This is a genomic window from Paenibacillus sp. GL_099_B (assembly GCF_057835695.1).
Map to the genome: position 1 here is coordinate 391,428 of NZ_CM174430.1, position 23,612 is coordinate 415,039.

Annotated in this window: 21 protein-coding genes; 15 read left to right on the plus strand and 6 right to left on the minus strand. The window is 44.3% G+C overall.

What is annotated here, in order from left to right; all coding sequences use genetic code 11:
- The first annotated feature begins 193 nt into the window (after positions 1-193).
- Complete coding sequence (locus tag AC3ITG_RS01910) at positions 194-1,300, plus strand: Glu/Leu/Phe/Val family dehydrogenase (protein WP_489252627.1); 1,107 nt, start codon at positions 194-196, stop codon at positions 1,298-1,300.
- Positions 1,301-1,509: 209 nt separating this feature from the next.
- Here AC3ITG_RS01910 and AC3ITG_RS01915 read toward each other — a convergent pair whose 3' ends face one another.
- Entirely contained in the window at positions 1,510-2,373 is an 864-nt protein-coding gene (locus AC3ITG_RS01915; protein ID WP_489252628.1) for a LysR family transcriptional regulator, read from the minus strand.
- 183 nt (positions 2,374-2,556) lie between these two features.
- Here AC3ITG_RS01915 and AC3ITG_RS01920 point away from each other — a divergent pair, with 183 nt between their 5' ends.
- A complete protein-coding gene (locus AC3ITG_RS01920; protein WP_489252629.1) occupies positions 2,557-3,600 on the plus strand; it encodes an oxidoreductase in 1,044 nt (347 codons plus the stop codon).
- A gap of 70 nt (positions 3,601-3,670) precedes the next feature.
- On the opposite strand, the gene AC3ITG_RS01925 is transcribed toward AC3ITG_RS01920, so the two are convergent.
- Complete coding sequence (locus AC3ITG_RS01925) at positions 3,671-4,876, minus strand: MFS transporter (protein WP_489252630.1); 1,206 nt, start codon at positions 4,874-4,876, stop codon at positions 3,671-3,673.
- A 259-nt stretch (positions 4,877-5,135) separates the two neighbouring features.
- Here AC3ITG_RS01925 and AC3ITG_RS01930 point away from each other — a divergent pair, with 259 nt between their 5' ends.
- On the plus strand, positions 5,136-5,717 hold the full coding sequence (locus tag AC3ITG_RS01930; protein WP_489254394.1) for a TetR/AcrR family transcriptional regulator: 582 nt from the start codon (positions 5,136-5,138) through the stop codon (positions 5,715-5,717).
- A 97-nt stretch (positions 5,718-5,814) separates the two neighbouring features.
- Here the strand turns inward: AC3ITG_RS01930 and AC3ITG_RS01935 are convergent, their stop codons facing one another.
- Positions 5,815-6,939: an LLM class flavin-dependent oxidoreductase gene (locus AC3ITG_RS01935; RefSeq protein WP_489252631.1), complete on the minus strand. Its 1,125-nt coding sequence runs from the start codon at positions 6,937-6,939 to the stop codon at positions 5,815-5,817.
- A gap of 269 nt (positions 6,940-7,208) precedes the next feature.
- Between AC3ITG_RS01935 and AC3ITG_RS01940 the strand changes: the two genes are divergently transcribed.
- From AC3ITG_RS01940 to AC3ITG_RS01955, 4 genes are all read left to right on the plus strand, one after another.
- On the plus strand, positions 7,209-8,603 hold the full coding sequence (locus tag AC3ITG_RS01940; RefSeq protein ID WP_489252632.1) for a hypothetical protein: 1,395 nt from the start codon (positions 7,209-7,211) through the stop codon (positions 8,601-8,603).
- Positions 8,604-8,868: 265 nt separating this feature from the next.
- Positions 8,869-10,248 carry a helix-turn-helix domain-containing protein gene (locus AC3ITG_RS01945; RefSeq protein WP_489252633.1) on the plus strand — a complete coding sequence of 460 codons (1,380 nt, stop codon included), beginning with the start codon at positions 8,869-8,871 and terminating at the stop codon, positions 10,246-10,248.
- 54 nt (positions 10,249-10,302) lie between these two features.
- Positions 10,303-11,652 carry a transcriptional regulator gene (locus tag AC3ITG_RS01950; protein WP_489252634.1) on the plus strand — a complete coding sequence of 450 codons (1,350 nt, stop codon included), beginning with the start codon at positions 10,303-10,305 and terminating at the stop codon, positions 11,650-11,652.
- A gap of 404 nt (positions 11,653-12,056) precedes the next feature.
- Positions 12,057-12,239, plus strand: a complete 183-nt coding sequence (locus AC3ITG_RS01955) for an aspartyl-phosphate phosphatase Spo0E family protein (RefSeq protein WP_489252635.1) — start codon at positions 12,057-12,059, stop codon at positions 12,237-12,239.
- Between the two features lie 206 nt (positions 12,240-12,445).
- On the opposite strand, the gene AC3ITG_RS01960 is transcribed toward AC3ITG_RS01955, so the two are convergent.
- The 3 genes from AC3ITG_RS01960 to AC3ITG_RS01970 form a co-directional block, all read right to left on the minus strand.
- Positions 12,446-13,327 carry a permease prefix domain 1-containing protein gene (locus tag AC3ITG_RS01960; RefSeq protein ID WP_489252636.1) on the minus strand — a complete coding sequence of 294 codons (882 nt, stop codon included), beginning with the start codon at positions 13,325-13,327 and terminating at the stop codon, positions 12,446-12,448.
- Entirely contained in the window at positions 13,293-13,652 is a 360-nt protein-coding gene (locus AC3ITG_RS01965) for a PadR family transcriptional regulator (protein WP_489252637.1), read from the minus strand. The genes AC3ITG_RS01960 and AC3ITG_RS01965 overlap by 35 nt, the downstream gene beginning before the upstream one ends.
- Before the next feature lie 223 nt (positions 13,653-13,875).
- On the minus strand, positions 13,876-14,664 hold the full coding sequence (locus AC3ITG_RS01970) for a nuclear transport factor 2 family protein (RefSeq protein WP_489252638.1): 789 nt from the start codon (positions 14,662-14,664) through the stop codon (positions 13,876-13,878).
- A 394-nt stretch (positions 14,665-15,058) separates the two neighbouring features.
- Between AC3ITG_RS01970 and AC3ITG_RS01975 the strand changes: the two genes are divergently transcribed.
- The 8 genes from AC3ITG_RS01975 (at position 15,059) to AC3ITG_RS02010 (ending at position 23,556) form a co-directional block, all read left to right on the plus strand.
- The gene (locus AC3ITG_RS01975; protein WP_064642743.1) at positions 15,059-15,247 is read left to right on the plus strand and encodes an aspartyl-phosphate phosphatase Spo0E family protein; all 189 of its coding nucleotides are present in this window, start codon (positions 15,059-15,061) and stop codon (positions 15,245-15,247) included.
- A 230-nt stretch (positions 15,248-15,477) separates the two neighbouring features.
- Complete coding sequence (locus AC3ITG_RS01980) at positions 15,478-17,301, plus strand: cache domain-containing sensor histidine kinase (protein WP_489252639.1); 1,824 nt, start codon at positions 15,478-15,480, stop codon at positions 17,299-17,301.
- Positions 17,302-17,305: 4 nt separating this feature from the next.
- Positions 17,306-18,073: a response regulator transcription factor gene (locus tag AC3ITG_RS01985; RefSeq protein ID WP_489252640.1), complete on the plus strand. Its 768-nt coding sequence runs from the start codon at positions 17,306-17,308 to the stop codon at positions 18,071-18,073.
- Between the two features lie 103 nt (positions 18,074-18,176).
- Positions 18,177-19,472, plus strand: coding sequence for an ABC transporter substrate-binding protein (locus AC3ITG_RS01990; RefSeq protein WP_489252641.1), 1,296 nt, complete (start codon positions 18,177-18,179; stop codon positions 19,470-19,472).
- A 27-nt stretch (positions 19,473-19,499) separates the two neighbouring features.
- Positions 19,500-20,213: a hypothetical protein gene (locus AC3ITG_RS01995; protein WP_489252642.1), complete on the plus strand. Its 714-nt coding sequence runs from the start codon at positions 19,500-19,502 to the stop codon at positions 20,211-20,213.
- A 204-nt stretch (positions 20,214-20,417) separates the two neighbouring features.
- Positions 20,418-21,332, plus strand: a complete 915-nt coding sequence (locus tag AC3ITG_RS02000; protein WP_489252643.1) for a carbohydrate ABC transporter permease — start codon at positions 20,418-20,420, stop codon at positions 21,330-21,332.
- Positions 21,316-22,170 carry a carbohydrate ABC transporter permease gene (locus AC3ITG_RS02005; protein ID WP_076290688.1) on the plus strand — a complete coding sequence of 285 codons (855 nt, stop codon included), beginning with the start codon at positions 21,316-21,318 and terminating at the stop codon, positions 22,168-22,170. The genes AC3ITG_RS02000 and AC3ITG_RS02005 overlap by 17 nt, the downstream gene beginning before the upstream one ends.
- Positions 22,171-22,218: 48 nt before the next feature.
- A complete protein-coding gene (locus tag AC3ITG_RS02010) occupies positions 22,219-23,556 on the plus strand; it encodes an FAD-dependent oxidoreductase (RefSeq protein WP_489254395.1) in 1,338 nt (445 codons plus the stop codon).
- Positions 23,557-23,612: the final 56 nt, after the last annotated feature.

Here is a 23,612-nt window from a genome sequence, read left to right on the forward strand (position 1 = left end):
CTGGTCGCTAGATTTTTAACCGATTCCATGCTGGAGTAAATGAACCTTTTTCCCTGTGAAGAGAGAAAGGTCTTTTTGTTACAACGTGATGTGACTTTGCACAAACTTGTTAATCATGGGTACAATAGAGGGTGGAAGACGAACTGAAGAAGGCGAATTGATCGCAAAAATGGTTGGAGGAGACGGTTAACACATGAGCTGGTTTGATGCAATGGAACATCACGATTATGAGGAACTGGTACTGTGCCAGGATAGAGCCTCTGGTTTAAAAGCAATTATTGCTATTCACGATACAACACTCGGTCCTGCGTTGGGAGGCACACGGATGTGGACCTATGCTTCTGAGGAAGCGGCCATTGAAGATGCCTTGCGCCTTGCGCGTGGAATGACATATAAACATGCTGTATCCGGACTGAATCTGGGCGGAGGCAAAGCCGTAATTATCGGAGATCCGCGCCGTGACAAAAATGAAGCGATGTTCCGGGCCTTTGGCCGATACATTCAGGGACTGAACGGACGTTATGTCACCGCAGAGGATGTGGGAACAACAGAAGAAGATATGAATCTGATCTATCAGGAAACCGACTATGTCACAGGCATATCGCCAAGTTACGGCTCCTCCGGTAATCCCTCCCCGGCAACAGCCTGGGGTGTATATCGGGGCATAAAGGCCGCAGCGAAGCAAGCATTCGGCACGGATCTGCTGGAAGGGAAAACCGTGGCTGTACAGGGCGTGGGCAACGTGGCAATACGTCTGTGCAAATATTTGTATGAAGAAGGTGCGCATCTAATTGTTACCGATATCCATAAAGATTCCGTGAAGCAGGCTGTGGATCAATTCGGTGCAAAGGCGGTAGACCCTGCCGAAATTACTGGAGTGGATTGTGATATTTATTCTCCATGTGCATTGGGCGGTACAATTAATGACGATACGTTGAAACAGCTCAAGGCCAAGGTTGTGGCAGGCTGTGCCAACAACCAGCTGCTGGAGCCGCGTCATGGTGACAAGCTGCATGAGATGGGAATCGTATACGCACCAGACTATGTGATCAATGCAGGTGGCGTAATTAATATTGCGGATGAGTTGAATGGCTATAACGCAGATCGTGCGTGGAGCAAGGTTGGGGAGATCTACAATAATTTGGAGAAAATCTTCGACACGTCGCGGACCGAAGGCATCGCAACGTATATTGCTGCGGATCGTCTGGCTGAACGTCGCATTGAACTGATGAAGAATACACGCAGCACGTTCCTGCAAAATGGTCATCATGCGCTGAGTTCCCGCAGACTGCGCGGGTAAATTTTAAGGATTCAAATTACAATAAAATGTAATACAGCTAAAGGCAGACATCCACATGGTGAACTGCACCCCATTTGTTAGAGAGGAGGTGCAGTGTAATGGATGCCTGCCTTCTCTTTGAGTTTAAAGAGTTTTTTTGTGAGGCGTTCATCATATGGCTCGGCTAATATTAAAATAATCTTATAACCTGAGAGGAACGAAATGTTATTTCAAAATGTAATACACTTCTGATTCAACAGCTTCACAAATCGATCCAGCGCGCTGCTTACGTAGCGATCTTCACCCCGGACAAAGGTCGTTGTGGTATGTGTGAATCGTTCGGCCAGATCATATACAGAGAACTCATCCGGTTTCTTGTGAATAACGCTGCAAGGCATAATGGTAAAAGCAATCCCCGACTCCACACAGCTAAGCATGTTATCCATCGTGCTGACTTCAATCATATTGCGAGCAGACAAACCTTCTTCCTGCAAATATTCCTCCGTAATTTCACGGTATGGGCAGCCTTTTGGGAAAACGACCCACGAAACCTGACACAGGCTTTCGGGTGGAACGTCCATCCGTTTGGAGATGATATGCACCGTGTCTTGCATTTCATATTCCACCTTCAGACCCTCTTTCACACACGCACCACTAATAAAGGCACCATCAATCTCATACTCCTGTATTTTCTTGCGCAGCACTTTAGGTGAAGTGGCATTAACAAGTGAGATGGAGACCTCGGGATAGGTCACTTGGTATTCATTGAGAATCTCCATGAATCGGCTGGATGCTGCCGTCTCCACAATCCCGATTTTTAACGTGCCTGAAGGCTCACCGGGATCAGTCATATCCTGCTCCAGATCGTTTAACAGGTCACGGATGCGTGTTGCATACTGGACAAACTGTTCTCCTTTGGAAGTCAGCACCACCCCTTTGGGAAAACGGTTGAACAACTGCACCTGATATTCCTGTTCCAGTTTTTTGATGCGTGTGGTGACGTTGGATTGTGCGTAATTCAATTCTTTGGCAGCCTGTGAGATTTTGCCGGACCGTGCCACCGCGAGAATAATATCGATATCCGAGAGTTCCATGGCTCTGGCCTCCTGAGTTGTAATGAAATGAAGTGTTAGGTATCTCTATGAGAGATACATCTATATATTTCAATCATTTTACGATATATATATGCCGGCTTACAATATCGTTATCAACAGCGTTTACAGAGCAATGGAATCATGCAAAACGCAGATAATAGAGAAGGAGTTGTGGTGAAAAATATGTCTACATTACTGAGCCCGGTGACGATCAACGAGTGGCATTTGAGAAACAGGTTGGTGATGGCACCTCTTACCCGAGGGTTTGCCAATGATCAGGATGGGACTGCGACGGAAGAGATGGTGGCGTATTACGAGCGACGTGCCCGGGATGGCGTAGGGTTGATCATTACAGAGGGTATTAATCCCTCGTTGGCAGGCAAAGGAACCTATGGTATCCCCGGATTATATACGGTTGAACAGACCGACTCATGGAAGAAAGTAACGAATGCCGTCCATAAACACGGAGGGACCATCATCGCTCAGCTGTGGCATGTGGGCAGACTGTCTCACTCCGATCTGATCGGTAATCCGCCACTGGCACCTTCGGAGATTCCGGCTCAAGGAAAAGTTCACAAATTGCATAAGCCATATCAGATACCTCAAGCTATGAGTGTGCGAGATATCCGGGATACCATTCAACATTTTCAAACGGCTGCCCGCAATGCGGTACTGGCTGGATTCGACGGAATTGAGCTTCATGCAGCACATGGTTATCTGATCGACCAGTTTGTTAATGAGAAGACGAACCACAGAACAGACGAATACGGAGGCGATATCCAGGGGCGATTGCGTTTTCTGAAGGAGATCATTATTGCAGTTCAAAAAGAAATTAGTGTGGATCGCATATCGGTACGATTTTCTGAGAAAAAAGATGATGACCCTTCCTATGTCTGGTCAGACAAGGCCGGAGTGCTGAACGCCTATCTGAATCTGTTCCGCGAGACAGGCATTACAATCTTACATCCTTCAACAGATCGATACACCACAGTCTGGACTAGGGAACAAAATTTCCATGAGGCGATTCGCCAGCAGTGGGAAGGTATCATCATTGGCGTAGGTGATCTTGAGGCAAAAATAGCAGAGCAGGCTGTGCAAAATCGGAGCATTGATTTGGCAGCGTTCGGCAGACCGTTTATCGCCAATCCTGATCTGGTGCAAAAATTGCGTACGGGGCAGCAGTTGATCGAGTATGATGCCAATGCACATCTGACTGTGTTGGTGTGAATGTAGAAAGAAAAGGGCAGAAGCTGATCCTAAAGATCACTCTGCCCTTTGTTTACGTATGGAAGGATGGTTACGGGTTACTGACGACGGTGACTTTCTTTTCCGTTAAGTAGTATACGAGTGCCAGCAGCGGCATCAACAGACCAATCAATGTGGTGAGACTCCAACCTCCATGCGCGTAGGACCAGCTGCCAAGAGATGACCCAATTGCGCCCCCTACAAAAAAGATCGACATAAATATCCCGTTTACGCGTCCTCTTGCTTCGCTCAACGAATAAATGATGCGCTGTCCCAGCACCAGATTACCCGAAACCGCCATATCCAGTGTGATGGCAACGACCACAAGCAAAATAAGGGTAGCGGTAGATTGGCCCTGGAAGAGATAGGCGAGCCCAAAAGACGCAGCCGCGATGACCATAGCGAGTCCGGTTAATATGCGGGTTAAACCTTTATCCGCCCATCTTCCGGCAATAGGTGCTGCGATGGCACCCCCAACACCAGCCAGTGCAAACCAGGCAATTCCCTGCTGGGACATGCCATACTCATTGGCGAGCTGCAAGGGAACTGTAGTCCAGAACAAGCTGAAGGCGCCAAACAGACTGGCCTGATAGAGAGCTCGGCGGCGGAGCATGGGAAATGTTTTGAGCAGGGAGCCCAATGACAGAATTAATTGTCCGTATTTCATCGCAGGTTGTGGCTGACGTGCAGGAAGTGCGCGTGACAGGAGCAATGTAAGTAATACGATAACGATTGCCGAGAAGACAAAGACCGCTTGCCAGCCGAGCAGGCTTGTAATAAAACTTGCGACAGGCCGAGCTAGCATGATGCCCAGCAGCAGACCACTCATCACATTGCCGACAACCCGTCCGCGTTGCTCCTCAGAAGTGAGGTAGGTGGCGTAGGGAACCAGAATTTGCGCAACGACTGAACTGATACCGATGACGAGGGAAGCAGTCAGAAATAATACGGCATTGGGAGAGAAGGCAGCAGCAATCAATGCAACGACCAGAATGAGGAGGAAAAAAGTTACCAGCCGCTTATTCTCCAGAATGTCACTGAGCGGAACGATAAACAGCAAGCCAATAACATAACCGATCTGTGTTAACGTCACAATCAGTCCAGCAGCAGCAGAGGAAAGCCCTGTTGTAACGCTGATTGGTCCTATAACTGTCTGAGCATAATACAGGTTTGCCGCAATCAGTCCGCACGCCGCAGCCAAAAGTAAAATCAACCAACTGGGAACTGAATTTGACTTCACATCAGGTTGCATATCCATGAGTATCACCCTCCACATGTTCACAAACTATTTTTTATTAATGTAAACTTGTATTGAAATTGTCAATTACTAAACGGTACGTTTACTAATCACAAACATATAATAAACTAAACGTTTAGTATTGTAAATAGGCGTGGGAATTTTTTGTATGTCGAAGTAAGGTAAGAACGAAATTGTTTAATGTGTCGGTGTTTTAGTATAATGAACGTACAGTTTTTATGAATTACAGATACATTTGTTACACCAAGGAGGGCTTATGATGACAGCCAAAAGAGGGCGTCCCCGCAATGTGGAAACCCAGAATGCGATTCTTGCAGCTTCCTATGAATTATTACTGGAACACGGCTTCGGAGCGATTACGATCGAAAAAATTGCTGAACGTGCTAAGGTGAGCAAAGCAACGATATATAAATGGTGGCCTAATAAAGGTGCTGTCATTATGGATGGGTACATGTCTGCGGCAAAGGCAAGATTGCCTGTACCGGATACAGGATCGGTATTTGAGGATGTGCGCATTCATGCGAGCAATCTGGTTGATTTTTTGAGCAGCCGGGAAGGAAAAGTGATCACACAGATTGTCGGAGAGGGACAGTCTGATCCAGGGCTTGCAGAAGAATACCGAACCAGATACATTCAGCCTCGTCGGCGCGAAGCGTGGGGAATTTTTGAAAAAGGTGTAGAACGGGGACAGTTGAAAAAGGATTGTGACATCGGACTGTGCATAGACCTCGTCTATGGAGCGATGTTCTATCGCATGTTGGTGACTGGCGAACCGTTAGATACTGAATTCGTGCAGCGTTCGTTGATCTCCTTGTTTGAAGGTATTAAATCTGGATCATAGAGAAAGACATCTTGAGGGAGGGATAGGGCGATTCTTAAGAATCACCCTGGATGCAAAAGGCTTGTGGATGAATGGGGAATGTATGGAGAACTGAGAACTATACCTGGAAGATCGGTGAGATGGCTGGGGGCCATGAATCGGGAGAAGGCGAAGTGGAAGAGGGAAGAGACTGGTTCAAGATCGGGGGCTCGTTCCATATGAAACTGGGGATTTCGCGTCGTAACACTGGCGCTACATCCTGGGCAAAGCGTTCTACCTGCTCCAACTGCTCCGCATGGCTGAGTCCATCAACGCTGATACTCAGTACCTGATGTCCATAGGCGGCATGGTAATTGAGGATCTTCTCAATGACCTGCTCTGGACTACCAATCAGTACAGGACCATGCGCAATGTTATCCTCCAGGTCCTTAAAAGGCGACTGGTTGTGCTGCGCAGCGGCCGTAGCATGAAATGCCTCATAATAAGGCGTATAACGCCGGATCGCTTCTTCGCGTGTATTCGCGAGGTACAGGCTGCCTGCCCCGGAGCCAACCATCGCTCGGTTCGCATCATGGCCATAATAATCGAGACGCTCTAGGTAATGGTCAATTAACGCTTTGTATTTTGCCTGCGGATGGAAGGAATTTGAGCTAAATATCGGTTCGCCATACTTCGCTGCAAGCTCGGTAGAGCGGGTGCTCGATGCGCTGCCATGCCAGATCGGAATGGATTGCTGGAGCGGTCTCGGCTGAGTGGTAACCTCTTGAAGGGGAGGGCGATACGTTCCCTGCCAGGTTACATTCTCTTCAGTCCACAGCCGTTTCAGCAGTTCGTAGCGTTCACCGAGTGAATCCCATTGTTCCTCTTCGCTAATGCCAAACAGGGGATAGTGCCGAGGATCATTGCCTTTCCCGATGATCATCTCCAACCGTCCGCCCGATAATTGATCCAGCGTGGCATAATCCTCGGCAACCCGTACTGGATCAAGTATACTAAGAACAGTTACTGTTGTTAGCAACCGGATACGTGAAGTCGCAGCAGCAACGGCGGTCAGCACGACGGGAGGTGAGGAAGACAGAAAAGGTGCGCCATGCCGCTCGCCGATCCCGTATGCATCGAATCCCAGCCGTTCGGCCAGCTTGGCTTGTTCCAAAATATTGTGGAACTTCTGTTGTGTTGTTAGTGATTCACCAGTTACGGCATTTGGAAGATTCATCATGAGACTAAATAAGGCAAATTTCATCTAACCATCCCCTTGGATTGGATTGGAAAAGCACCTAGGTTGTCTAATCCTATGGAAATAGTAGGATATTCGAGCTAAAACTAACTTTACCATGTTGCCATGCATTCTTCTAATGGATTTTTTCTATAAGGCGGATTAAAGCCGCTCAACCTTGGGCATAAGGGCAGAAAATTGCCACGATTTTTATTGACCGCTGTAAAATTTAGGATTAAAATTGTACATATCATATAAATTCAAATTTATGGATTTTCATTGTGGAGGTGGGAGACATGGAACCTACAACTACGATACGCTCCTTTATTGAGGACTACATCAGGAAACAGGGCTATACCCTGCAATACTTTGCCGATATATCGGGTGTGAACGCTGGAACGTTAAGTGCGATCATCAAAGGGACGCGGCCAATCGCCATGGCTCAACTGGATCTGATTACCAAAGGCATGAAGCTGGAAGAAGGTCATTTCTACGAAATTTACGGCGCTGAGTGTTTTGTGGAGTCTGCACCACATTGGAGAAGACTGGAGCCTTTTCTGCAACGTTGCGCCGAGCTGGACAAGCTCGAATGTATTCAGAGGGTGATCCAGCAAGTGACGGATGATCGATCCTATATTTCCGAATTGTTCGAGATGGCAGAAGGCATGCTTGAGCGAGGCCAAAAGAAAGCGGCCCGCATGTTATATGAATGCGTTGCGGAGTGTGAAAAGTACCAACACTCGGAACGTCTCGCGTTGTGCCAGTATCGTATTTTCACACTATCTCTCGGTCAGGATCAGCATGAAAATCTCAGGGCAGCCGTGCACTTCGAGCCATATATTAATAGGCTGGATGAAGAGCGGCAACTGGATGCGATAAGAGAATTGGCTAATACATATAGTGGATTGTGCCATTGGGATAAGGTATTTCAATTAGCCAGTGAACTAGAGCAACGAGTTGAATTTTTAGAACAATATAAAAAAAAGAAAAAGGGTTTGGAACAACAGAGGACTTCCAAACATCCTTTATTCACCTATAAATCATACGCATATTTATTGATGTCTAATGTATGGGGTGAGCGTAAAGATTATGAAAAGGCATTGAGTCAGACAGCTCTTTATGCGAATTTTGAAATTGAAAAACCTACTTCGGAGGATCTTATATTTATTAAACGATTTCAAAATTGGGCTGAAATTAATACCTATCTCTATAAATTGATGTTAGGTGATTACGAGGCACTAAATACTTATTTAGATATTATTGAAGAGAACGAAAATGAAACTCTTCTTGGGTTAGTTAAGATCATGGAAGCTGCAAATTCATACAATCTGAATGTAGACCACGCTCTTAGAAGATTCGATTTATATATTCATATGTTGTTTGAGGATCGTAATCATGAAAGTAGCTATATTGCTCAAATTAAAGATGATAGATATACTAAATTTTGGGCGGAATTAGCGTTTTATCAGTTGTTTAAGGAACGATATGAAGAAGGATTTAGAAGTTTGTTAACATGTTTAGCATCTGCTAATAAAATCAAAGATGATTCTACAATAATATATTGTGTGGGTTTATTTGAAGAGTACAGAATGCAAGCGACGGAATCAGTAAAAATAAATTATAATTGTCTTATCAAGGAGGTCTATGGTCGATATGATAAAAAAAGCAATGTTAGTATTAATGCTTTTTAGTTCATTCCTTTTATTCTCTGGTTTTACTGGAGGTATTGATTCTACGACGATAAATGCTTTTTTTAGTCACGGGACAGGCGGATATTAGGGGTTTTGATATGTAATGTAGTAAATTGGCTTTCTTGTTAACGAGCGTTCTGTTTCCTGAAATATGGAAATAGAACGCTCGTTTTTATGTATCTAATGATTGACCATTGTTAAATACAGGATTAAAATTACATTTATTATAATTGAATGAATCATAAGGGAATTTGGATAATTGGGGGTGGAAGAATTGAAACTTGCACCTACGATACGCACATATATTGAGAACCACATGAAGGAGCATAAATATAAACTACAACAGTTCTCTGAAGTCACTGGCGTCAATGTTGGCACGCTAAGTGCCATAATCAAAGGGAACAGGCCTATATCCATGAACCAATTAGATCAGATTACGTCTGGAATGAGGCTTGAACAAGGATACTTTTACGAAATGTACATCGTGGAATGTTTTGTGGAAGCTGCACCTCATTGGAGACGGCTAGAACCGTTCCTGTATAATTGTGCTGAGTTGAACAAGTTGAATTGTATAAAGAAGGTGGTTATACAGGTTACTGATGATCGATCGTACATTGACGAATTGTTTAAGGTAGCTGAGGATTTCTACAGGAAAGAGTTTGAACAAGCGGCACTTATTCTATATGAATGTGTTTCCGAATGTGAGAAATACCAGCACTCTGAGCGGTTGGCATTATGCCAGTACCGAATTTTCCTAATTAACAAGACGTTAAACAAATTCAATAATTTGAATGCGGCGATTCGATTAGAACCTTATGTAGAGAAACTAAATGAAGAAATACAACTGGATGCTATAAAAGAATTAGCCAATGTATATAATGCTCTGAATATATGGGGAAAAGTATATTCTTTGTCAGAAGAACTGGAAAGGAAAAGTGATTTCCAATTAAAGGTCGAATCACTTAGGAGAAATAAGGGTCAAAGAGCTGCTTTTTATCCTATATTTACTTATAAAGCTTATGCCAATTTGTTAAAAGCAAGTGTTTTTGAGGCCCGAAAGGAGTACGAACTAGCATTAAAGTACACAGAGGTTTATGAAAAAGTAATTGATATTCCTAATCCAACGAAGGAAGAAATAGAAATAATAGAAAGATTCCGAAGATGGGCTCAAGGGAATCGATTATCAATTAACCTGATGTCTGGGAATCACGAAGTTATTCATTCATACCTTCAATACCTTGAGGATAATCCTAAAGAAATCCTAACTGCCTTCATAAATATTGTTCAGGTGGCCAACGAACATTCACTTAATATCGATTTTGCATTGGAGAAATTTGAAGCTCAAATCCAACAGTTCCAAATTGATTTCCATCTAAAGGATGAGGATAATCCTCAAATTGGTAATCACAGATTTCTTTTGTTTAACTATGAATTTGCCAAGTATAGACTTAGCCAACGAAACTTTCAGTCTGGAATAAATACTTTACTCTATACTCTGAGGCTTTCATCTTCAAGCCAAGATGATTATTTGACTATAAAGTGTATAGATTTGTATGGGGAGTATAGAGATCATGCCGATTTGGAGCAACAGAAAGTATATTTTCAATTAATAGAGGAAATAAGTTTTCAGAAATTACGAGTATGATTTTGAAATACAAGTTCATATGAAAGTATGTGAATGATGTTGGGAGTGAGAAGAATGAAACTTGCACCTACGATACGCTCGCATATAGAGGATTATATCAAGGAGAAAGGGTACAAACTTCAACAATTTTCTAATACCTGTGGAGTTAATGTTGGCACATTAAGTGCCATTATAAAAGGGAGCAGGCCTCTTGCCATGAATCAACTGGATCAGATTACTTCTGCGATGGGATTGGAGAAGGGGCACTTCTATGAAATGTACAGTGTGGAGTGTTTTGTGGAAGCTGCTCCTCATTGGAGGCGTTTGGAGCCGTTCCTGTATCGCTGTGCTGAACTTAACAAGCTAGGCTGTATTAAAAAGGTGATTTATCAGGTTACAGATGATCGATCCTATATTTCAGAACTGTTTGAAATGGCAGAGAATCTATATTCTAATAAAATGAACGAGGCAGCGTTTATTTTATATGAATGCGTAGCGGAAGGTGAGAAATATCAGCATTCGGAAAGGTTAGCACTGTGTCAGTACCGTATTTTTCTTATTAATATTGGCCATGACCAGAAAGTGAATAGACTACTCATTTCCAAATTAGAACCATTCATAGAACGATTAGATGAGGACTATCAGCTGGATGCAATTAAGGATCTAGCGAATGCATACTGGGGGTTACATGAATGGGATAGAATGAGAGACTTAGCTTGCTTATTAGAAAAGCAGGCGGATGTGGCCATGAGACAAACTAAAAAGTTTACTAGTAAAACACAGTATCCACTATATGTATATAAAGCTTATTCTAACTTGCTAATTGCGAATTACCATGATTACTCCGAAAATTATAAAGAAGCTTTTCGATTTACTGATTTATATGAGGGAATTATAGTGGATTTCGGAGACGATAATAATCTTATTGATCGAAAAATTAAAGATTGGGCTAAAGTTAATAAATATTTGTATCAAGTAATGATGGGCGTAAGAGAGATTATACCTGAGTACATTACTTGTATCGAGAAAGATGAAGCTGAAATCCTTCCTGCTTTGGTCAAAATTTTTCAATCTGCTAACAGACATCAATATGATGTGGATGATTTGTTGATCAAGTTTGAAAAGGAAATTTCGACCCAATTCAGTGATGCTTATTTAAGAGGGGGATACACAGAACAGAGTTGGTATTATCGACGAGTTGTATTATTTTACGAGATTGCAGTTTATTATTTTAAAAGACATAAACACGAATCTGGTGCAAAGTCGCTTCTTATAAGTTTAGAACTATCCATTTTTGTTAAGGATGATGCGGCAACATTAAAGTGTATTAATCTTTATGGAGAGTTTAAGAGTCATTTATCTAAAGAATTAGAGAACCAATACAAAACATTAATCAGCTTGCTTCACCCAAATGCGAGTTTGTAAGTATCTGTAGCTTTAGAAATGAAATAAGGAATTATTGTGGAGTGGTTACATGAAGTCAACAACTACGATACGCTCTTCCATATGATTTAATAAAATGTGTAAATCCCCAAAGGAGTACAGACAGCTTGCTTATTAATGAAGAAATAAACGATAAATATCAACAGATATTACAATCGATCAATATTGCATAAATTATGATAAATATTCAAATAGCCAACTGTTTTTGCGGTAGGCTATTTTTGTGTTCAATAATCAAGTCAAAAAATGGAAATAAAATCCTTTTCCAAACAATTATTTCTACAAAATTATGCAAAATATCATATGTTTTTGTCAGTACTAAGGGTTTAAACGAAAAAAATGGATTCAAGATGTATTCTAAATTGTTTTAAAAAGGGGTGCATGCTGTGAGAGAGCCTAGAATCCTGAGAGACCAAATAGAGCAAAGTAGACAAGAGCTACGCCGTTTGGTGGAGAGACATGGCATGCATGATGATAGAGTTCTACAGCAGTCCAGGATTTTGGATGAATTGATAAATGAGTTTAACCGATATACGTCAACAATTAATATGAAGAAAGAACAGCATTAAAGACGCATTTCCAATAAACATTATTTAGAAAGGTTTATCCTTAATAAATGCAGCTCTTTTAGAACTGCGAAACCATAAACTAAATATGGTTTCGCTGCCTCTTTCAATTAACTCCTGATGCAATGGCGTATTATGAGATCCGCTGCTCATTATGAGAAGAAAGGTTATAGTTAGGCGCGCTAAGAGTATATCTGAAACTTACATTATTAAACAGTCTTCATTGTTCTTTTAGCTATGATTTTCTTAATAGTGTTTAAAATAAGGAATAATACAATACACATTCCTAACTTTATGCCGATATCAGTGAGACGTTGAATATTACCGGCAACAAAAACGTTGTATCCATTTGTTACCTGTGAAAAAAATCCATTAGAGAAGAACAGGTAATACATTCCAATAACTAACATGTGAGAGAGTGTATACATTACAGAAAATAAGAAAGGCATAACCGAAATGTAAATATTTTTGCTCAGAATAAATATTGCAATGGTTTGCAGTGTTATTATAAAACCTCCAATAAGCATGAAACTGCTACGCCCTGAAAAGTCATATGCGCCACTAAAAAAAAGATTCTCAAAAAGATTAAATGATTCTATCCCGCCTATCATATTTTTAAAGAGTCCTAAGTATGCCTGTAAATAGCCTAATCCAAATAAAAGGGGAACTGATACCAGGCAAAATCTATCTATATTTCTACGAGTAAGCAGTAAAGCACCACATATTGCACAAATTGTAATAAATAACATGGGAGAAAGTTCAATCACTCTATTGTGAAAACCATAATAGTTTGCAATTATTCCTAAAATTAAAGAACTTACAAACAAAAATCCACTGATGCAGATTAACCCCAAAATAACACTGCTTGATAAGCCGAAAGTTTCTTTAGTCAACTTCTCCCTTATACTTATTGGATTGCCAAAGGACTCTAAGGCTTTTTTGGTCGCTTGATCAGAGGAACAGCCTTCATTAATATAACGTTCTTTTGATGAATTTAAATGTGCAGCCATTTCTTCTGTCAAATCCGTTCGTTCTTTTTTGGATAAAAAGGAATTTCTAAATACTTGATTTAAATAAGATTGAATATCCACTAGTTGTACCTCCCAAAAAAATATTTATAATATGTGTGTTTTTTATCCACGAAGATTTAATGGCTTTAAGTTTATTCTGTCCCTCTTCTATGATTCGGTAGTACCTTCGTCTTGGGCCACCATTTTGTTCCCCCCAATATCCTTCAATATAATTATTAGCCTCTAACCTTTTTAATGCAGGATACAGAGTCCCTTCTTTAAGTTGGAACTCTCCATAGGTTATTTCATTTATATACTGGGATATCTCATAACCATATGCATCTCTTTGGCTCAAGATGGATAGTATAATACCATCGATGTATCCTTTAATCATTTCATTCTTCAATTTATACACCACCTACTATGTAATTCTATGTAGTAAAATTAACAGAAAATTGAAAATAAATCAAGACCATAAGATAAGTATTTGAAATTTGATCTAAATCTGGAGGGATCAATATTTTAGTATTTAACTTTAGCTTTTTTTGATAACAAGTGACCCACAACCTTTACGCGAATGTAAGGGTTATGGGTCACATCAATTCCGGCGGTGTCTAAATTAACTTTTGCTAGTTGGTGTAAACATTCCCTGCGCCATCAACAGGGACTGGAGCCCAATTAACTATACGAATGTGATAATCGCTACCGGCGGGTACACCTGTTAAAGAAATAGAGAATCTATCACCAGCAGCAGATGTATAGTTGCCGTATACGGGCTCGGATTTTCCAAGAGTCTTCCATCCAAGGAATGAATCTTGAGCCACTTGATAAGTTACATCGGCATGGTATTGTGTCCCTGCATATTGCCAACCTATTAGATTAACGGCATTACCTAATGTAGAAAAGGAATTAATAGTGTAGTGAGCTCTACCATAGTTAAACCCTGTGAAGGAATAGTAATCTACCATAGCTTGGGTAGTGAATTCCGGAGCATTTAGTGCAGCAATAGTAGCAGGATCATCATCACCAAGAATCAATTTCCATTCTTCATCTATTTCTTTAACGTAGATCTCATTTTTGGAATCAATTCCTGAAACATTACCTTCAAAAGTAACTACAACATTTGCCTCATCCTTTAAGCTCGCATCAACAATTTTCATTGATTCAAAGTCACTTACTGAGTTATAGTGCTCATATTTTGCAATTTGTTTTTCTTTACTCGGGTATCTTAAATCTACTACTAATTCTGTAGCTTCTGCGAATTTTTCCTCCGACATAGCATCAAAAAACTCTTGTACAACCAGTTTTGCAGCTCCCTGTGGGTCTTCTGTTGCATGAATGGTTGATGTATTAGAGAAGAAAGCGGCTCCCCCAATAATTGATAAAGATAATAAAGGTACTAAAAATTTTGCTTTCATTGATTAACGTCTCCCCTCGATATTTAATAGAATCGCTTAATTTTTCATACCAATCTCAATTTATGGTATCTCAATTTAAATGATATTTATTTTCGATCTTTTCGCGCTCACCTCTCTTTTGGAAATAATGGATAAATAACACCTCCTTTTCTATATTTTATTTTTTTTTGCATAATATTTTAATTCTAATTATTAGGAAAAAAATGTTTATCTTTAATTTATTTTGAAAATCTCTCTAGAAAGATTAAAGATAAAATTGAAATAAACTCTGATTTGAAAAAGACGTCAATTCTTTGAAAAGTAATGTAAGCAAACATTCTATTTTGCAAAGGAATAAAATATGAATTTTTTGGCAATGTATCCTAAAATGTTTTAAAAAGAGGGGGTGCATGCTGTGAGAGAACCGAAGCAGATTAGAGACCAAATCGAACAGAACAGGCATGAGTTAAGTCGTTTGGCGGAATATCATGGCATGCAAGACTACAAAGTCCTTCAACAATCGATGGTATTGGACGAGTTAATTAATGAATATAATCGCTTCAAATATAAAAAACACTTTATGAAAAGACAGCCGATTGCATAATGCAATCGGTTTTTTTGTGCAATAGAAGAGTAGTCGACTGTAGCGATACAGTCGGCTTTTTTGCGTTTCCCCGAAACCCATAATTCAATCTTGAAATTCCATACCAATCCCATGGTTGGCAGGATAGCCAACGATCATTAAAACTGGATATGATGAACCCCAGTTATATATCCAGATTGATCTGTGAAGGGGGCTCATACAATGATCGGGAGAGGGAGGGATGAACGGAAATGATGGACAAGGTACAGGGTTATTTCGGAAGAAATATGAATCTGCGCACCAAGCTGCTCCTGTTGTTCCTGGCGTTGACCTTGCTGCCGCTAAGCTTGCAGGGAGTAGTGAATTACCTGCATTTCTCGCAGACGATTGATCGCAAGACGGAGCAGTTCACCATTGATATTGTTCGCCAGATTAATACTAACCTGAATCGGCTGCTCAAGGACTTCGAGCGGTTGTCGCTCTTGCCGCTCTATGATCAGATGGTGCTCGGTATTCTGGGCAAATACAATGCTCCGATGGGATCGGGTACATGGGCAAGATCCGATGATTATCTGAAAATGAAGCTCTACACGTCTGGTCAAGCATACGACCGACCGGAAATTCGTGGCATCCATCTGATCAGCAACAGCGGCATCCTGTTCTCCAATCTGGATTCGCTGGCAGTGAATCAGGTATGGGACAGCAGGCAGGATCACTGGTTTGCAGAGCTTAACGGCTCGGAAGGGGAATGGCGTCTGCTTCCTCCGCACGAACCCAGCTATTACACGGGCAGTCATGAAGAGCCGTATATATCAGTTGCCCGTGAGATTCGTGATCCGGGTACACTCCAGCGACTGGGCTACATTCTGATCGACATCCGGATGGAAGCCTTCGGTCAACTCTTGTCCAATCTGAATTTTGAGCAAAATGCGAGCCTGATGATTGTCGACAGCAAGCAGCATCTCTTGTTCGAACGGACCTCTGCCGGAGGTCTATCCGCATACGACCAACTGTTAAAGCATGGACAGCTTCAAGGCTACGCAGGCAACCAGAAGGTTGTCCTTGATGGGAAGCCCTATCTCTACGTACAGCACCATTCCAGCTATTCAGGACTTTCGGTGATCAGCCTTACGCCTATTGCCGTTATTCAGAAGGAGTCGGGCGAGATGCTCACGTTTACGTTTGGATTCGCTGTGTTATGTATGGCAGCCGTAGCAGTTCTCGCAGTTCTCTTATCCTATCGCATAACGAGGCCGCTGATTCGACTGAAGCACAATATGATCCGGGTGGAGCAGGGAGACTTTAGCCAGCGGGTAGCGCACTTCAGCAATGATGAGTTCGGACAGATTAGCCGGGGCTTTAACCGAATGATGGAAGAGATCAATCGACTGTTCAACGAGGTATTTCTGCTAGGCATTCAAGAGCGAGAGGCGGAGTTGTCAGCATTGCAGAGCCAGATCAATCCCCATTTTATATACAACACATTGGAGTCCATCAACATGATGGCGGTCCGCCAGAAGCACGCTGAGGTGTCTGATATGGTGACGGCACTTGGCAAGCTGCTGCGTTATACGATTGATAAGGTGGACCGGAGGGTTCCGCTTCAGGAAGAATTGGCTTTTGTACAATCCTATGTACGCATTCAACAGGTACGTTATGACGGCAAGCTGGAGGTAATCTATGACATTGATGAAGCTGTTACAGAGTGTCTGATTCCGAAGCTGGTATTACAACCGCTGGTGGAGAATGCTGTCTACCATGGCATTGAAGGGCAGGACAATGGCGGAGTGATCTGGGTATCTGCATTGAAATTTAATGATGAGCTGCTGATTATTGTGCGTGACAATGGCAAAGGCATGGCTCAGGCGGAGATTGATGAATTAAATGAATCCATTGCTCGGCAGCCTTCCGGTGAGGCATTGCGCTGCCATGCCGGGGACAGGCTGGGACTTAACAATATCTCTCAAAGGCTCCGTCTCATGTATGGAGAAGGTGGTAGCCTGAGCGTCGATGGCAGTCCCGGGCAGGGCCTGGCGGTCACGATATCCATTCAACTTCAACCAAAAGGGGAATGAAGCGATGTATAAAGTATTGCTTGTGGAGGATGAGACGGTCATCCGTCAGGGGCTGAGAGAGCTGATTGTACAGGCGTCCCCTCAGTTCCAGGTAACAGGTGAAGCTTCGAGCGGAGCCGAGGCACTGGATTTTCTGAGATGTGAAGTACCGGATGTGTTAATCACAGATATTCGCATGCGTGAAATGGACGGGTTGACACTGGTATCCAAAGCAAGAGATATGTACCCTGAACTGCTGATGATCATCATTAGCGGGTACGGGGAGTTTGAATATGCACGCAGAGCGATGGAGTACGGGGTGTTGAACTATCTGCTGAAGCCGATTGAACGTCATGAACTGGCATTATGCATCCAAAAAATTCAATTGCTGCTGGATCGCAGGTACGGCATTTCAACCCTTCCAGTCACTGAGCCATCTGGGAAAGCAGAGCACTCTGGCGGAGACACACGGAAGATTATCCGAGATGTGAAGGAGCACATCAAGCAGCACCCCGATGGGGATCTGCGACTTCAGACCATAGCAGCTCTGGTTAATCTGAACCCCACCTATCTAAGCCAGCTGTTCAAGAACGAAACAGGAACCAATTACTCCGAATACATCGCTGAGGCTCGTATGGAACGGGCCAAGTGGCTGCTGATTAACACGGGGCTCAAAATCTATGATGTTGCAAGGTTATCCGGGCATCAGAGTCCCAAGCACTTCATGCTGGTATTCAAGCAGCAGGTGGGCTGGACAGCAGGGGAATATCGTGACCGATTCAGTATTTCTTGAAATACCATACCATTTCTGTAATTGACGTGATTTATGAGTGGCCGATGCCTTCGTTATACTTTGGTTGCACATGTATACCACTAAGTCCATAAGGGGGATTTTCATGAAAAAAGCAGGACTGATATTGATACTCTTACTTATGATGATTGCTTCAATCGGATGCACAAGCTCCAATTCCGGCAGTAATCCTGAGAATGCAGCCGGGGAGAATGGAGAGGTTGAGCTGAAGTTCATGATGTGGGGCAATCAGGCACATATGGATGTATACAACAAGCTGATCGATGGCTTCACGCAGGAAAATCCAGGCATCAAGGTGACGATGGAATCCGTACCTTTCGCGGAATATCAGCAAAAAATTTCGGTGCTTGCCGCTGGCGGTTCTCTCCCGGATATCGCATGGGTATCGGAGCGGATGGTTCCGCAATTCAAATCCAATCACATCCTGGCCGATGTATCCGAGTTCAAGGACGATGCCCAGTTCAAGCTGGATGATTATATACCAAGTACATTGGATTTGTTCCGTGATGGAGATCAGCTGCTGGGGCTTCCTTTTTCCACACCTCCGGTGGTCATGTTCTACAATAAAACGCTGTTCGACAAAGCAGGCCTGACCGACCCGAATACACTTGCCAGCCAAGGGCAATGGACATGGGAACAGTTCGAGAAGTCCGCTAAGGCGATCACCAGCAAGGAGGCGACCAACCGGATCTATGGCGCTAACTTTTTTCGCGACTGGAAGACCTGGGCTGTGCTCTCCTCGTATTCCTGGTCCAATGGCAGCGGTCCATTCGACGAAGGTATGACGAAGTTCACCTGGAACGATGCTTATGGCGTACAGACCTTTGAACTGCTGGAGCGCATGATGTTTACCGATGAATCGCATCCAAAAGCAGGCGAGCAGGTCAGTTTCGATGCTGGCAATGTGGGCATGTTCTTCGATAACTACAGCTATGTTTCCAAAGCAAGAGAAATTACGGATTTTGAGTGGAGTATCGCTCCCATGCCTTCCGGTTCACAGGGCAGCGTACCGATGCTGGGGCAGGCTGGATATGCCATGTTCAATGACAGCAAACATCCGGAGGAAACCAAGAAGCTATTGAAGTATTTTGCCAGCGAGCAGGGCATTCAGGCGACGGCCACCTATTTTGTGCCTCCGCGTACCTCTGTGCTGAACTCCGATGCGTTCATTAATCAGCCGAATAATCCGAGCAAGGAGCATATTGTGCAGGCGGTGATTAATGAAATGCCAAAAGCGCGCTTGATTCCAGGTCATATCCGTTGGCAGGATATCGACAATGCGGTGTTGCAGGGATTTGACCGACTGTTCGCCCGTTCAGCGACACCCGAGGATAATCTGAAGCAAATGCAGGAAGAGGTCCAAAGCGTGCTGCAACAATAAATAATCTTATAGAAACAGGAGGTGAGCATGATGGGCAAATTCAAGGAATTGCTTGATCGGAAATCCCTGTCACTTGTGGTCAGCTTACCCGAGAACGATCTATCTTTGGCCCGGGCAGCAATTGAAGAGGGCGCTGATGCACTGAAGGTGCATTATAATGTCGGTCATCGCGCCAGCGGGAATCATTTTGGTCCACTGGACAACTATGCCGAAGTTTTTCAGGCGATCCGTAACGAGTTTGGCGGCCCGCTTGGGGTCGTACCATCCGGTAGTATAGATGGAGCACGGAGGGAGGACGTGGAGCGCCTCTCCGGGCTGGGTTTTGACTTCTATTCCATCTATGCACATCACTTGCCGTCCTTCATGCTGGATGACCTAGGGCTGGACCCCACGTTTGCAATCAATGACGAATATGAACCTTCCCTCGTAGCGTCGGCGGCTCATTACGGTTTCACCGCCCTGGAGGCATCCATTGTGCCTGGGAATGAATATGGTACACCGCTAAGCTTTGCGGACGTGCTCAAATATCGCCGTCTGGTTTTGCAGGCGCAAATTCCGGTATTGGTTCCTTCTCAGCGTAAGCTGGTGCCTGACGATGTTCGGGTGCTGCACGATACCGGGGTCAAGGCGATCATGCTTGGAGCGGTCGTAACAGGCAGAGCGGAGGAGCAGCTGCGAAGGGCTGTTAACGCCTTCCGTAATGCGGTGGACAATCTGAACCGTTCAGACTATATAAGTTGAACTAAACATTTACAAGAGAACGTAGAGGACAGAAATAACCTGAAGAAACGGAGTGTTCGCCTTTATCCCCGGATTTTCCCCTTTGTAAAATTGAATTAAAAAAATCTGGGGATAACAGCGATCGGAAGGTTGTTCTGTCATTGGAGTGGCAAGTGTAAATATTCGTTTCAAGGGAAGAAATTTGATAAAGGGGAGGGCCTGACTGTGACCCATTCACGCAAGCGTACAGGAAGAGGTCCGCTCGCCAGAGAGGCCCAGATCGCGGGATGGCTGTTTGTATCGCCAATGGTGCTCGGGTTTACCCTGCTGCTGCTGTTTCCCATGGGTTTGGCTCTTTACATGAGCCTGACCGACTGGCCGCTGCTGGGGGATCATCATTTTATTGGACTGGAGAATTACCGGAATGTGATGACAGACGCCATGTTCTGGAAGGTGCTTGCCAATACGGTCTATTTCACTGCGGGGCTTGTGCCGCTTAATATTGTGCTCGCGCTGCTGCTCGCGTTGCTGCTATCCAGAAGTTTGCGCGGCATCGGGATTTTTCGAACAGCCATCTTTGTTCCGGTCATGACCTCGCTGATTGTATGGTCCATCGTATGGAAGCTGATGTATGCCACAGAGTCGGGACTGATCAATCAGCTTCTGTTAATGATAGGCATCAAGGGTCCGGCCTGGCTCTACAATCAGAATCTGGCGATGCCAGCGGTTATTGTGACGAGTGTACTGAAAAATGTGGGTCTGAATATGGTGCTGTTCATTGCAGCCATTCAGCAGGTGCCGCGTTCACTTTACGAAGCGGCAACACTGGACGGCGCGGGCAGAAGGGGGACTTTCTTTCACGTCACGTTACCCATGATTACACCAACGGTGTTTTTAACCATGGTAATGACAGTGATTGGCTCGCTCAAGGTGTTTGGACAGATCTACGTAATGACACAGGGAGGGCCAAGCAACAGCACAAAGGTATTGGTCTATTATATCTGGGAAAAAGCATTCAAATTATTTCAGTTCGGCTACGCCTCTTCGCTTGCCTATGTGCTTTTCTTTATCGTGCTAATTCTGACGCTGCTGCAATGGCAGCTTCGAAAGAGGTGGGTATTCAATGAAGGCGATGCCTAATCCTTCGATTCGCAAGACAGGCAGTGCCCTGGGGACGTATTTGCTGCTGACACTGATCTCGCTGATCATGCTTGTTCCATTTATCTGGATGATATCGACGTCATTCAAGGAACCTCAGAGCATATTTACCTATCCACCACAGTGGATACCGGATACCTTCCGATTTCAGAACTACATCGATGTTTTTCGATTAATTCCGTTTCATCGTTTTTATTTTAACAGTGTATATATTGCTGCTGTGGTTGTGCTGGGTACGGTGTTCTTTGCATCTCTCGCCGGGTACGCATTTGCCAAAATTCCGTTCAAGGGACGTAATGTGGTATTTCTCATCCTGCTGAGTGCGATGATGATTCCCCATGAGGTGACGGCTATTCCCATGTTTCTGTTCATGCGGCAGCTGGGGTGGATTGATACACATCTTCCGCTGATTTTACTGCCGATCTTTGGGGCGGGCGGCGTGTTTGGTATCTTTGTGATGCGGCAGTTCTTCATTACGGTACCCACCGAGCTGGAAGAAGCGGCGATGATTGACGGCTGCAACCGCTTCCGGATCTATGCGCGAATTATGCTCCCGATTGCCAAGCCCGGTATGGCTACGCTGACGATCTTTACTTTTGTGACGATCTGGAATGAGTTTTTCGATCCGTTGATTTTCATTAACTCGCGAGAACTGATGACGCTGCCGCTTGGATTATCCTTGTTCACGGATGAAGTGGGCACAGCCTGGCAATATCTGATGAGTGCCACCGTCATGGCGACCCTGCCGCTGCTGATTGTCTTTTTCCTGGCACAACGGCGCTTCATTGAGGGAGTTGCCATGACAGGACTGAAAGAGTAGTCCATGCAATAGAACGGAAGGAGTGATAGCTTGAGTGAACGGATAAGTATGAAAAAGGAAGAAGCGGATGTGGTTGTTGTGGGAGGGGGTCCGGCGGGAATAGTGGCAGCCATCGCAGCTGGACGACAAGGTGTTCGAGCAGTGCTGGTGGAGCGATACGGGTTTGTTGGTGGAATGTCGACTGCCGCCATGGTCTACCCCTGGATGACCTTCCATACGGAGAGTGGTGAACAGGTGATTCAGGGTATCGCCCAAGAAATCGTTGACCGACTACAGGCGCGCGGCGGCTCTCCGGGGCATCTTCGGGATACAGTTGGATTTGTGCACACCGTTACGCCTTACCATCCGGCGATCTATCAAGTGGTTGCGGCGGAGATGCTGCAGGAAGCAGGTGTGCGATTGTTATTGCACAGCTTCGTGGATGAAGTGGTTATGGTGAATGATCGGGTAGAGGCGGTACGTCTGACGAACAAGTCTGGCCGAATGGAGCTAAGAGCGAACGTATTTGTGGATGCCAGCGGTGATGCGGATGCGGCTTATCTTGCGGGCGCCTCTGTTGCAAAGGGGCGAGATGGCGATCACCAGTCACAGCCGATGACCATGAAATTCCGGATGCGTGGTGTGGACCTTGGACGAGTAAAACAATACATGCAGGAGCACCCGGAGGATTTCTATGCCAAAACCCCTTTCTCCGAACTGGATAGTATCCCGTTAACCGGGGTGAGCGGCTTCTATTCCCAATGGAAAAAAGCAGGTGTACCGATTAATCGTGATCAGGTATTGTTTTTTACCGGACCGGCTGAAGATGAAGTATTGATTAACTGCACCCGGGTGCAGGGGTTGGATGCTACAGATGCAGAGGATCTGACCTCTGCTGAACAGGAAGGCAGGAAACAGGTGCTGATGATCGCTGAGTTTCTGCAGCGTGACGTGCCTGGATTCGAGCGGGCTTCGATCTCAGCGGTAGCACCGCAGATCGGTATCCGTGAATCCAGGCGAATCATCGGACACTATGCATTGACCAAGGACGATGTGGTTGCAGGGAAAAAGTTTGACGATGTAATCGCCAGAAGTGGCTATCCGATTGATATTCATGATCCCTCCGGTCAAGGCGTCGTAGCGGCTTTTATAGAAGGAGACGGAGCATACGATATTCCGTACCGCTCTCTGATTTCCCGCAATATTCGCAATCTGCTGGCTGCAGGTCGATGTATCTCCACCACACATGAGGCTCACGCAACGACAAGGCTGACTCCAAGCTGCATGGCTACGGGGCAGGCGGCGGGAACAGCCGCTGCTTTAGCTGTTCAGATGAAGCTTGATCCGTTGGAGCTGCCAGTAGAGGTGCTGCAAAAGGAACTACGCCGTAACGGAGCAGCGATTTGAGGAATGATTCCTGTGCGAGCAGACTATTATGAAATCCAAAGAAGACTCCAAAACCA

Coding starts and splice junctions, on each gene's coding strand:
- AC3ITG_RS01910 (WP_489252627.1), top strand. CDS start 194: ATGAGCTGGTTTGATGCAATGGAACATCACGATTATGAGGAACTGGTA.
- AC3ITG_RS01915 (WP_489252628.1), bottom strand. CDS start 2,373: ATGGAACTCTCGGATATCGATATTATTCTCGCGGTGGCACGGTCCGGC.
- AC3ITG_RS01920 (WP_489252629.1), top strand. CDS start 2,557: ATGTCTACATTACTGAGCCCGGTGACGATCAACGAGTGGCATTTGAGA.
- AC3ITG_RS01925 (WP_489252630.1), bottom strand. CDS start 4,876: ATGGATATGCAACCTGATGTGAAGTCAAATTCAGTTCCCAGTTGGTTG.
- AC3ITG_RS01930 (WP_489254394.1), top strand. CDS start 5,136: ATGACAGCCAAAAGAGGGCGTCCCCGCAATGTGGAAACCCAGAATGCG.
- AC3ITG_RS01935 (WP_489252631.1), bottom strand. CDS start 6,939: ATGAAATTTGCCTTATTTAGTCTCATGATGAATCTTCCAAATGCCGTA.
- AC3ITG_RS01940 (WP_489252632.1), top strand. CDS start 7,209: ATGGAACCTACAACTACGATACGCTCCTTTATTGAGGACTACATCAGG.
- AC3ITG_RS01950 (WP_489252634.1), top strand. CDS start 10,303: ATGAAACTTGCACCTACGATACGCTCGCATATAGAGGATTATATCAAG.
- AC3ITG_RS01970 (WP_489252638.1), bottom strand. CDS start 14,664: ATGAAAGCAAAATTTTTAGTACCTTTATTATCTTTATCAATTATTGGG.
- AC3ITG_RS01980 (WP_489252639.1), top strand. CDS start 15,478: ATGATGGACAAGGTACAGGGTTATTTCGGAAGAAATATGAATCTGCGC.
- AC3ITG_RS01985 (WP_489252640.1), top strand. CDS start 17,306: ATGTATAAAGTATTGCTTGTGGAGGATGAGACGGTCATCCGTCAGGGG.
- AC3ITG_RS01990 (WP_489252641.1), top strand. CDS start 18,177: ATGAAAAAAGCAGGACTGATATTGATACTCTTACTTATGATGATTGCT.
- AC3ITG_RS01995 (WP_489252642.1), top strand. CDS start 19,500: ATGATGGGCAAATTCAAGGAATTGCTTGATCGGAAATCCCTGTCACTT.
- AC3ITG_RS02005 (WP_076290688.1), top strand. CDS start 21,316: ATGAAGGCGATGCCTAATCCTTCGATTCGCAAGACAGGCAGTGCCCTG.
- AC3ITG_RS02010 (WP_489254395.1), top strand. CDS start 22,219: ATGAAAAAGGAAGAAGCGGATGTGGTTGTTGTGGGAGGGGGTCCGGCG.